This is a genomic window from Micromonospora sp. AMSO1212t, assembly GCF_008868145.1.
Lineage (GTDB): Bacteria > Actinomycetota > Actinomycetes > Mycobacteriales > Micromonosporaceae > Micromonospora > Micromonospora tulbaghiae.
In genome coordinates, this window is sequence record NZ_WBKS01000168.1 from 1 (window position 1) to 10,280 (window position 10,280).

Here is a 10,280-nt window from a genome sequence, read left to right on the forward strand (position 1 = left end):
GCGTACCACCCGTGCCAGCCGCACCCGGAGGGTTTGGGGCTGGCACGGGCGGTCGAGGCGGCGCTGCGCCGGGGCGGGCTGCCACCGGACGCGGTCGGCTACGTCAACGCCAACGCCACCGGCACCCCGTTCAGCGACGCCTCGGAGGCGGCGGCGCTGACCCGCGTCTTCGGTGCGGACGCCGGGCGGCTGCCGGTCAGCTCCACCAAGTCGGTGCACGGGCATGCTCTGGAGGCGTCCGGGTTGCTCGAACTGCTGGTCACCGTGCTGGCCCTGCGGCACGGCAAGCTGCCGGTCACCGCCGGCTGGCTCGGCCCCGATCCGCAGTGCCCGCTGGACGTCATCCGCGACGCTCCCCGCCCGGCGCGCACCGGACACGCCCTGACCCTCAACGCCGCCTTCGGCGGCGCCAACATCGCACTCCTGGTGAGCACCTCATGACCGCCCTCACCCCCCACCCCGGCCCTCCGCGATCTTGCACTCATGGCCCCGGCGAAACGGGCACAACGCCCGCGCCCGGGGCGGCAACTGCAAGATCGCGCGCAGGGGTGGTGGTGCTCGCGGAGGCTCGGTGGCCCGAGGCGGGGGATGAGGGCAGCGCCCCGGCGGGGGTGCCGGGGTTCGTGCACTCGCCGTTCCATCCGCTGGTGGCGGCGGTGGCGCAGCGGTGCCTCGCGCGGCGGTACGGCACCGGGCCGCTGCCGCCGGGCAACCGGACGGCTGTGGTGCTGGTCAGCGCGGGCGGGGACACCGCCGGGGCGGCGCACGTCCGCGCCACAGTGGCCGCCGGCGGGCGGATCGGGCCGCTGTTCTTCTTCCAGTCGGTGCCGAACAGCGTGGCCGGGCACGTCGCGGCGCGCTGGGGACTGGACGGGCCGGTGGTGTGCCTGAGCCCGACCGGCGACGCGCGGGCCGAGGGGGAGGCCGAGGCGGACCTGCTGCTGTACGACGGCGACGCCGCACAGGCGTTGCTGATCCTGATCGAACTGGCACCGGACGGCACGCCGGGCGAGGCGACCGCGGTGCTGCTGGGGGAGGGAACACGTCAATGAGGACGAAGGGACTGCGCGGCGCGCTCGCGGCCGACGCGGAGCTGGGCGCGGGCAACATGCTCGCCCGGGTGCTGGCCCACGGCGCCGACCCGGACGGGCCGGGGCTCACGTTCGACACCGAGGTCGACGGCCACCCGGCCGAGACCCCGATCACCCTGGGCCGGCTCGACCGGATGGTCGCCGCCCGGGCGGCCTGGCTGCACGAGCGCGGGGTGAAGCCACGTGACCCGGTGGCGGTCTGGGCCGGCACCGCAGCCGACATGGTGCTGTCGTTCCTGGCGCTGGCCCGCCTCGGCGCCATCCCGGCGCTGATGAACGGCCGGCTGCGCCCCGAGATCGCCGCCGAGTACATCCGCCGGCTGCGCGCCGCCGGGGTGCTCGCCGACGCCGCGCACGCCGAGGCGCTGGCCGGGCACGACCTGGGCGCGCCGATGCTCGGCGAACCCGCACAGGCCGGGACCGGCGACCCGGACGCCGCGCCAACGCACTACCGGCACCACCCGGACGACCCGATCGTGATCACCCACACCTCCGGCACCACGGGCGTGCCGAAGGCGGTGCTGCACTCGCACGCCAGCCTGTTCGCCGCCACCCGCCACCTGCTGTCCATGCCGCAGGCGCAGGGCACCACACGCATCCTCAACGCGCTGCCCGCCCCGCACACGGCCACGGTGCTCATGGTCAACCAGGCGCTCGGCAACCGGGCCGAGATGTTCCTGCTCTCCGAGCAGGGCGGCGAGCGGGTGCTCGACGCGATCCAGCGGTGGCGCCCGGACGGCGTGTTCGGATTCTCGGTCACCTGGGCCGAGCTGGCCCGTTTCGACCTGTCCGGCTACGACCTGGACTCGGTGCGGCTGTGGTTCAACACCGGCGACTGCTCACACGAGCCGCACGTACGGCGGCTGGTCGCGGTCGGCTCCAGGGACGTGGTGACCCGCGGCGGCGTGACCCGGGTACCCGGCTCGGTGTTCATCGACGGCCTGGGCTCCAGCGAGATGGGCCACTCGATGTTCCACATCACCCACACCACCGACACCGACAGGTACGGCCGCTGCGTCGGCCGCCCGTACCGGTTCGCCAAGGTCGCCGTGCTCGACGCCGAGGGCAACGAGCTGCCGCCCGGGCAGGTCGGCTGGCTGGGCATCGACTCGCCGTCGCTGTTCCGCGGCTACTGGAACGACTCGGTCACCACCTACCGGTTCCGGCTGCGCGGCTGGTACCTCACCGGCGACCTGGTGTACGCCGACGACGACGGCCGCTACTACCACCTGGACCGGGCGGTCGACTCGGTCGAGGCCGGCGACGGGAAGCGGTTCTTCACCGCGCTGTCCGAGGAACGCATCCTCGCCGCCTGCCCCGACGTCACCGACTGCACCGTGGTGATCGTCAAGTCGGACGACGGCACCGTCACCACCGACGTGCTGCTGGAGCTCGCCGCCGGCGCCGACCCCGAGGCGGACCGCGCCGAGCGGATCCGTACCGCGCTCGGCGCGGACGTGGCAGCCACGCTGCGCCGGATCGTCCCGGTACGCGCCGACGACATCCCGGTCACCGTCACCGGCAAGGTGCGCAAGGTGGCGCTGCGCGAGCGCTACCTGACCGAGGCGCCGTCGTGAGCGCCGTCATCACCGGCATGGGCCTGTTCACCCCGGCCGGGCGCGGCGTGGCGGACACGTTCGACGCGCTGCTCACCGGCCGGTCCGGGCTGCGCCGCCCACCCGAGGGGCACCCGGCCGCGGGCAGCCTGGAGGTGGCCGGGGTACTGCCGGACATCGACCCGCGCAGCGTCGCCTCCGGACCGGAGACGAAGGTGCTCGACCGGGTGGTGCTGCTCGCCCTGATCACCGCCGCCGAGGCGCTCGCCGACGCCGGCATCGAGGTGGGCCGCGACGTCGACCCGGAGCGCATCGCGGTGATCGTCGGCGGTGTGGGCGGCATGTCCACGCTGGAGGGCCAGGTCCTGGCGCGCGCCGCCCGGGGCCGGGCGGCGGTCAGCCCGTACCTGCTCACCGGCATCCTGCCGAACATGCCCTCGGCCCGGATCGCCATCGCGCACGGCATCCGCGGCTACAGCTCGTCGGTCGGCACGGCCTGCGCCTCCGGCGCCCAGGCCGTCGCCGACGGGGTACGCCTCATCCGCGCGGGCGAAGCCGACGTGGTGGTGTGCGGGGCGAGCGAGGCGCCGCTGTTCGGCACGTTCGCCGATACCTTCGGCAACGCGCGGGCGCTGGCTCGGGGCTGGGACGAACCGACCGAGGCGAGCCGCCCGTTCGACAAGCGGCGCAACGGCTTCGTGCTGGCCGAGGGCGCGGCGCTGCTGGTGCTGGAGCGCGCCGGTCACGCCGACGGCCGGGGTGTGCGCGGCTACGCCGAGGTCGCCGGTTTCGGGGCGAACACCGACGCGTACCACCCGACCGCGCCGCGGCCGGACGGCGCCGGCGCGGCGGCGTGCATGCGCCGGGCGCTGGCGGCAGGCGGGGTCGAGCCGGCCGACGTCGGGTACGTCAACGCGCACGGCACCGGCACCAAGCTCGGTGACGTCGCCGAGACGATCGCGCTGGCCGGGGTGTTCGGCACCGGCGGCGTGCCGGTCAGCTCCACCAAGGCGCTCACCGGGCATCTGCTCGGCGCGTCCGGGGTGCTGGAGGCCGCCGCCACCGCGCTGGCTCTCGACAGTGGCCTGCTGCCACCCACCTACCACCTGGACGACCCGGACCCGGAGTGCGAGGCGGACCACGTCCGCGCCGTGCCCCGTCCCACCCGGGCCGGCCACGCGCTGACGAACTCGTTCGGGTTCGGCGGCCAGAACGTCAGCCTGCTCCTGCGCCGGCTCTCCGGGCCGGCCCGCCGGGCCGCCACCCCGGCCGCGGGCTGACCGGACTCCAGTCCCGGGCGTCCGTCCGGGTCGCGATCACGGGGGGAACAGGGGAAGCCCATGACCATCAACGGGATAGATCATCTCGAACTGTACGTGGGGGACGCCCGGCAGGCGGCCTTCTACTTCGACAACGCCGTCGGTTTCCGGCTGTGCGGGCAGGGCGGTCCGGAGACCGGGCTGGACGGGCAGCGGTCGCTGCTGCTGGCCCAGGCCGGCATCCGGCTGCTGCTCACCACCGGCCTGTCGGCCGAGCACCCGGCGGCCACCTACGTGCACCGGCACGGCGACGGCATCGCCGTGGTGGCGCTCGCCGTCGACGATGCCGCCGGGGCGTACGCGGAGCTGGTGGACCGCGGCGCGACGGCGCTGAGCCCGCCGCGCACCTTCACCGGCGTGGACGCCGAGGTGGTGGTGGCCGAGGTCGGCGGCTTCGGCGACGTGGTGCACCGCCTGGTCGAGCGGCGCGGCGACCCGGGTGTGTTCCTGCCCGGCGCGATCGAGCCGGTGACCGCCCCCGACGGGACGGACACGCTGCTCGCCGAGGTCGACCACCTGGCGATCTGCGTGCCGCCGGGGCAGCTCGACGAGACGGTCGCGCACTACGAGAAGGTGTTCGGCTTCGCCGACATCTTCACCGAGCACATCGAGGTCGCCGGCCAGGCGATGAACTCCAAGGTGGTGCAGAGCCCGTCCGGGAAGGTCACCTTCGTGCTGCTGGAGCCGGACACCGGCGCCCGGCCGGGGCAGATCGAGGACTTCCTGCGCTGGCACGCCGGCGCCGGGGTGCAGCACCTGGGCCTGCGCACCGACGACATCGTCACCGCCGTCGGCGCGCTCGCCGGGCGCGGGGTGCGGTTCGCCAGCACGCCCGGCGCGTACTACGACGGCCTGGAGCAGCGGGTCGGCCGGCTGGACGCGCCGGTGGACCGGCTGCGGGAGCTGAGCATCCTGGTCGACTCCGACCACGACGGGCAGCTGCTGCAGATCTTCACCGAGTCGATGCACGTGCGCCGCACCCTCTTCCTCGAACTCATCGAGCGGCGCGGGGCGCGCACCTTCGGCAGCGGCAACATCAAGGCGCTCTACGAGGCGAAGGAACGCGAGCTGGCCGCGGCGGGGGCGAGTTCCGCCGCCGCTGTCGCGGCCGGAGGGGTAGGGGCATGACCACCATCGATCCCGGGCTGACCGCCGAGGAGGAGGCGCTGCTTCCCTCCGACGAGGACGTCCGGCACTACGCCGAGCACGGCTGGTACCTGTCGAAGAAGCTGCTCACCGACGACGAGGTGGACGAACTCGTCGCCGCCACCGACAGCTACTACGCCGGGGAACGCGACCGGCGGCTGCCGGTACGGCCACCGAAGCTGGCCTACTGGGAGCCGTCCCGGGGTGACGTGCAGCGGCACAACGACTACGTCCACCACGAGCACGACGGCATCGCCCGCATCCTGCGCAAGCCGCTGATCGGGGCGGTCGCCGCCCGGCTGGCGCAGGCCACCGAGATCCGGATCTTCCAGTCCACGCTGATCTGGAAGCCGCCGATCGCCGGTGAGCCGTCGAACATCGTGCCCTGGCACTTCGACAAGCACTACTGGGCGTCCTCGTCGTCGGAGAACATGCTCACCGCGTTCATCCCGTTCCACGACTGCGGCGAGGAGATGGGCACCATCACCATGGTCGACGGCTCGCACCGCTGGCGGGAGATCGGCGCCGACGACACGGTGGTGCGGCACTTCGCCGACCGGGACCGCGACCAGCTCGAAGTCATGCTCGCCGAGAACGCGGCGTACAACGGCGCCGAGATCCGCAAGATCCCCATGGTGATCCCCAAGGGACACATGAGTTTCCACCACTGCCGCACCTACCACGGCAGCGGTGCGAACGTCAGCGGACGGCCCCGCCGGGCCGTCTCGCTGCACCTGCAGGACGGCGACAACGCCTGGCGGGAGTATCCGCTCTCCGACGGCAAGCTCGCCGCGTACAACCACGACGTGCTGGTCCGCCGCACCCACGAGGGCCGGCCGGACTACGCGGACCCCGATTACTGCCCGGTCATCTGGCGCGACCGCGCCCAGCAGGGAGGCTGACAATGTCACGGTACGACTGGGGTAAGACGCACCCGGGCATCGAGCGGCTGGAGCGGGCGGTGACCGAGCGCCGCGACGTGGTGGTCAAGCACCCGCTCTACGCCAACCTCGACACCCACGACGCTCTCGTCACCTTCATGGAGCACCACGTCTTCGCCGTCTGGGACTTCATGTCCCTGCTGAAGTCGTTGCAGCGGCAGCTCACCTGCGTCACGGTGCCGTGGATCCCCACCGGGCCGACCGGCAGCCGCCGCCTGATCAACGACATCGTCATGGTCGAGGAGAGCGACGAGCTGGGTGAGGGCTACATCAGCCACTTCGAGCTGTACGTGCAGGGCATGACCGAGGCCGGCGCCGACACCACAGCCGTGAACAAGCTCGTCGACCTGCTGCGCGACGGCACCCCGGTCACCGAGGCGCTCGGCGCCGCCGGCGTCCCCGCGGCGTCGGCCGCGTTCGCCGGCACCACCTGGCGGATCATCGAGACCACCCCGGTGCACTGCCAGGCCGCGGCGTTCGCGTTCGGCCGCGAGGACCTCATCCCGGAAATGTTCACCCAGGTCGTCGCCGTCAACGAGCGCAGCAACCGGCTGAACAAGTTCGTCGACTACCTGGAGCGGCACATCGAGGTCGACGGCGAGCAGCACACCCCGATGGCCATGCAGATGCTGGCCGACCTGTGCGGCGACGACGACACCAAGTGGCAGGAGTGCGCCGACACGGTGAACGCCGCGCTCGCCGCCCGCGCCCGCCTCTGGGACGACATCCTCGCCGCCGTCAAGGAGGGCCGTCCGGCGTGACCGGCTCCGACCCGCTCCGGCTCTACCGGACGGTCCGGCTGATCCGCCGCTTCGAGGAGCGCGCGATCGAGCTGGTCCGCGCCGGGGAGATCGTCGGCGGCATCCACCCGTACCTCGGTCAGGAGGGCATCGCCGCCGGCGTCTGCGCGGCCCTTTCCGCCGAGGACCTGGTCACCGGCACCCACCGCGGGCACGGGCACGTGCTCGCCAAGGGCGCCGACCCGGCCCGGATGCTGGCCGAGCTGTGCGGCCGGGTCACCGGGCTCAACCGGGGCCGGGGCGGGTCGATGCACGCCGCCGACTTCGGCGTCGGCGTCCTCGGCGCCAACGCCATCGTCGGTGCCGCCGGCGCGATCCTCACCGGAGCGGTGTGGGAGCGCCGGCGGCGCGGCGCCGACATCGTCGGCGCCACCTTCTTCGGCGACGGCGCGGTCAACGAGGGCATGCTCCTGGAGGCGTTCAACCTGGCCGCGCTCTGGCGGATACCGGTGCTGTTCGTCTGCGAGAACAACGGCTACGCCACCACCATGCCGGTCGCCGGCGCGGTCGCCGGCACCATCGCCGGGCGGGCCGCCGCCTTCGGCATGCCGGCGGCCGCCGTCGACGGGCAGGACCCCGAGGCGGTACACGAGGTCACCGCCGCCGCCGTCGCGCGGATGCGCGCCGGCGGCGGCCCCGAACTGGTCGAGGCCCGCACCTACCGCTTCGACGCCCACCACACCTTCGAACATCAGGTACGCCTCGACTACCGGCCGCCGGAGGAGGTGGCCGAGGGCCGGTCCCGCGATCCGGTCGACATCGCCGGAGCGCGGCTGGATCCGGCCGTGCGGGCCGAGGTGGACGCCGCAGTCGAGGCGGAACTGGACGCCGCCGTCGAATTCGCGCTCGCCGGGCCGCACCCCGACCCGGCGACCGCCCTGGACCACCTGTACGCCAGCGGGCTCACCGCCCGGACCGGAGGTGGCTGATGCCCCGGCTCTCCTACCGCAGGGCGCTCACCCGGGCGCTGGCCGACGAGATGACCCGCGACGAGTCGGTCGTGGTGCTCGGCGAGGACATCCGGGTGGCCGCCGCGAACGTCACCACCGGCCTGCTGAAGAAGTTCGGCCCGGAACGGGTCCGCGACACGCCCCTGTCCGAGCAGGCGTTCACCAGCTTCGCCACCGGCGCCGCGCTGGCCGGGGCCCGCCCGGTGGTCGAGTTCCAGATCCCGTCGCTGCTGTTCCTGGTCTTCGAGCAGATCGTCAACCACGCGCACAAGTTCCCACTGATGACCGGCGGCCAGTGCGCGGTGCCGGTCACCTACGTGGTGCCCGGCTCCGGCTCCCGCACCGGCTGGGCCGGCCAGCACTCCGACCACCCGTACGCGTTGTTCGCCCACGTCGGGGTGACCACAGTCGTACCGGCCACCCCGGCCGACGCGTACGGGCTGCTGGTCTCCGCGATCCGCTGCGACGACCCGGTGGTGGTCTTCGCCCCGGCCGGCGCCCTGGACCTGCGCGCCGACGTCACCGACCTGGCAGCCGTGCCGCTGGGCCGGGGGATCGTCCGCCGCCCCGGCGCCGACGTGACTGTGGTGGCGGTCGGGCACCTGGTGCACGACGCGCTCGCCGTCGCCGAGGAACTCGCCGGCCAGGCGTCGGTGGAGGTCTTCGACCCCCGCACGCTCTACCCGTTCGACTGGGACGGGCTGGTCGAGTCGGTGAGCCGCACCGGGCGGCTGGTCGTCGTCGACGACGGCAACCGTTCCTGCGGCATCGCCGGGGAGATCATCGCCACGGTGGTCGAGCGGGTCCGGCTGGCCGCGCCGCCCCGGCGGGTGACCCGCCCCGACGGCGCCGTGCTGCCCTTCGCGCCTGCCCTGGACCGGGCCGTGCAACCCGGCCGCGACCAGCTCACCGCCGCCATCCAACTGACCCTCAAGGACGGATGAACGATGGACCCCAACTACACGTGGCCGCCGCTCGGCCAGGCGTGGACCGACCTGCCCGAGTCCACCCGTACCGCGATGGTGACCACCGGCGCCGCGGCCTGGGAGAAGATCTTCCACGGCCGGGCCACGTACAACAAGCAGTGGCGGCTGGCCCGCCCGCCGGTGTTCACCGCTGACGCGTTCCGCGAGCTGAACGAGGTCAGCGACCGTATCGCCCAGCTCATCCTGGAGGCGTGCCGGCGTCGCGCCCGTACCGCCGGTGAGTTGCGCCTGCTGCTCGACGTGCCGGACGGCGAGACCCGGCTGCTCGACCCGGACGAGGAACTGCACGAGGGGCTGCTCGCCGCGTACCGGCCGGACGTGCTGTTCTCCGGCGGCGTGCCGTGCATCGTGGAGTACAACATCGACAGCAGCCTCGGCGGCGGCTTCGACGCCGACACCGTGATCCAGCGGTACGCCGAGCTGTACCACGCGCACGACCTGCTCGACGGGTCGCGGCCCGCGCCCTCGCTGCTGGACCAGCGGTTCGTGGCCATCCGGGACACGCTCGGCCTGCCCGACGGCGCGCGGGTGGCGCTGCTGATGGACTTCGACGCCGACTACCCGGGACTGGACGACCCGGAGACGTTCATCCGGATCCTGTCCCCACTGATCGACCAGGCCCGCCCGTTCGGCATCGACCTGGTCATCGCCCCGGTCGCCACCGCCACGCTGGACGCGCAGAACCGGCTCGTCGTCGGCGGCGCACCGGTCGACGCCCTGTTCCGGCTGTTCGTGCCCAACCGGGTCACCCCCAGCCCCGGCCTGGACGCGGTCGCCGGGGCGCTCGCCGCCGGCACGCTGCCGATGTTCGTCAGCAGCGCCGCCTGGCTGCTCAGCAACAAGCTGAACTACGCGTGGCTCTGGGACGACCTGGACCTGCTGCCGGAGGACGACCGGACGCTGATCCGTCGGTACGTGCCGCACACCGTGGCGCTCACCTCCGACCAGCTCGACCGGGCGCTCGCCGAACAGGCCGACCTGGTCGCCAAGCCGGCCGGCGGTTCGGCCGGGCACGGTGTGCTGATCGGCCGGGAGATGACAGCGGTGGCGTGGGCGGACGGGGTACGCGCGGCGATCGCCGAGGGCGGCAACATCCTGCAGCGCTATCACGAGGCCGACCGGGTGGCGATGGACTTCGTGCAGATCGAGACCGGTGAGACGGTCACCGCCGACGTCCCGTACAGCCTCGCCCCGTACCTGTTCGACCGCACCGGATCCGGTGCGCTCGCGCGGGTCGGCTACCCGGGTTGCGACGAGGTCCTCAACCTGGCCCGAGGCGTCCTTCTGACCGGCATCCTGCTCACCGACTGACCCTCTTCCCGCCCACCCTCGCACTCCCAGCGTTGATCAAGGAGTTTGTGTCCTCCCCGGGGGCGCGTAACCGACCCAAACTCCTTGGTCAACGGAGCGGATCGGGGCTGCGGGCTGGCCGACCAGGCCCCTGATCCCGATGATCATGAACTTAGCGGCGACAAAACGGACGCAGAGTGC

At 73.2% G+C, this 10,280-nt stretch carries 9 protein-coding genes and 1 pseudogene; all 10 read left to right on the plus strand.

All coding sequences use genetic code 11. The annotated features are described in order from the left end of the window. Nucleotides 1-441: pseudogene (locus F8279_RS27330) on the plus strand (beta-ketoacyl-[acyl-carrier-protein] synthase family protein); the annotation flags it as partial. 110 nt (nt 442-551) lie between these two features. After that, entirely contained in the window at nt 552-1,052 is a 501-nt protein-coding gene (locus tag F8279_RS27335; protein ID WP_091418464.1) for a beta-ketoacyl synthase chain length factor, read from the plus strand. Continuing rightward, on the plus strand, nt 1,049-2,668 hold the full coding sequence (locus F8279_RS27340; RefSeq protein WP_151501467.1) for a class I adenylate-forming enzyme family protein: 1,620 nt from the start codon (nt 1,049-1,051) through the stop codon (nt 2,666-2,668). The genes F8279_RS27335 and F8279_RS27340 overlap by 4 nt, the downstream gene beginning before the upstream one ends. Further along, on the plus strand, nt 2,665-3,927 hold the full coding sequence (locus F8279_RS27345) for a beta-ketoacyl synthase (protein ID WP_091417767.1): 1,263 nt from the start codon (nt 2,665-2,667) through the stop codon (nt 3,925-3,927). Before F8279_RS27340 ends, F8279_RS27345 begins: the two co-directional genes overlap by 4 nt. Before the next feature lie 60 nt (nt 3,928-3,987). Next, entirely contained in the window at nt 3,988-5,094 is a 1,107-nt protein-coding gene (gene hppD / locus F8279_RS27350; RefSeq protein ID WP_151501468.1) for a 4-hydroxyphenylpyruvate dioxygenase, read from the plus strand. Next, on the plus strand, nt 5,091-6,014 hold the full coding sequence (locus F8279_RS27355) for a phytanoyl-CoA dioxygenase family protein (RefSeq protein ID WP_151501469.1): 924 nt from the start codon (nt 5,091-5,093) through the stop codon (nt 6,012-6,014). Before hppD ends, F8279_RS27355 begins: the two co-directional genes overlap by 4 nt. Before the next feature lie 2 nt (nt 6,015-6,016). After that, a complete protein-coding gene (locus F8279_RS27360) occupies nt 6,017-6,814 on the plus strand; it encodes a DUF3050 domain-containing protein (RefSeq protein ID WP_091417773.1) in 798 nt (265 codons plus the stop codon). Continuing rightward, a complete protein-coding gene (locus F8279_RS27365; protein ID WP_151501470.1) occupies nt 6,811-7,782 on the plus strand; it encodes a thiamine pyrophosphate-dependent dehydrogenase E1 component subunit alpha in 972 nt (323 codons plus the stop codon). Before F8279_RS27360 ends, F8279_RS27365 begins: the two co-directional genes overlap by 4 nt. Beyond that, nucleotides 7,782-8,747, plus strand: a complete 966-nt coding sequence (locus F8279_RS27370; RefSeq protein ID WP_091417780.1) for an alpha-ketoacid dehydrogenase subunit beta — start codon at nt 7,782-7,784, stop codon at nt 8,745-8,747. Before F8279_RS27365 ends, F8279_RS27370 begins: the two co-directional genes overlap by 1 nt. Nucleotides 8,748-8,750: 3 nt before the next feature. Continuing rightward, a complete protein-coding gene (locus F8279_RS27375) occupies nt 8,751-10,100 on the plus strand; it encodes a hypothetical protein (RefSeq protein WP_091417783.1) in 1,350 nt (449 codons plus the stop codon). The last annotated feature ends 180 nt before the right edge of the window (nt 10,101-10,280 follow it).

Excerpts from the sequence above, each read along its gene's own strand:
- F8279_RS27340 (WP_151501467.1), top strand. The coding sequence starts at position 1,049 with ATGAGGACGAAGGGACTGCGCGGCGCGCTCGCGGCCGACGCGGAGCTG.
- hppD (WP_151501468.1), top strand. The coding sequence starts at position 3,988 with ATGACCATCAACGGGATAGATCATCTCGAACTGTACGTGGGGGACGCC.
- F8279_RS27355 (WP_151501469.1), top strand. The coding sequence starts at position 5,091 with ATGACCACCATCGATCCCGGGCTGACCGCCGAGGAGGAGGCGCTGCTT.
- F8279_RS27360 (WP_091417773.1), top strand. The coding sequence starts at position 6,017 with ATGTCACGGTACGACTGGGGTAAGACGCACCCGGGCATCGAGCGGCTG.
- F8279_RS27370 (WP_091417780.1), top strand. The coding sequence starts at position 7,782 with ATGCCCCGGCTCTCCTACCGCAGGGCGCTCACCCGGGCGCTGGCCGAC.
- F8279_RS27375 (WP_091417783.1), top strand. The coding sequence starts at position 8,751 with ATGGACCCCAACTACACGTGGCCGCCGCTCGGCCAGGCGTGGACCGAC.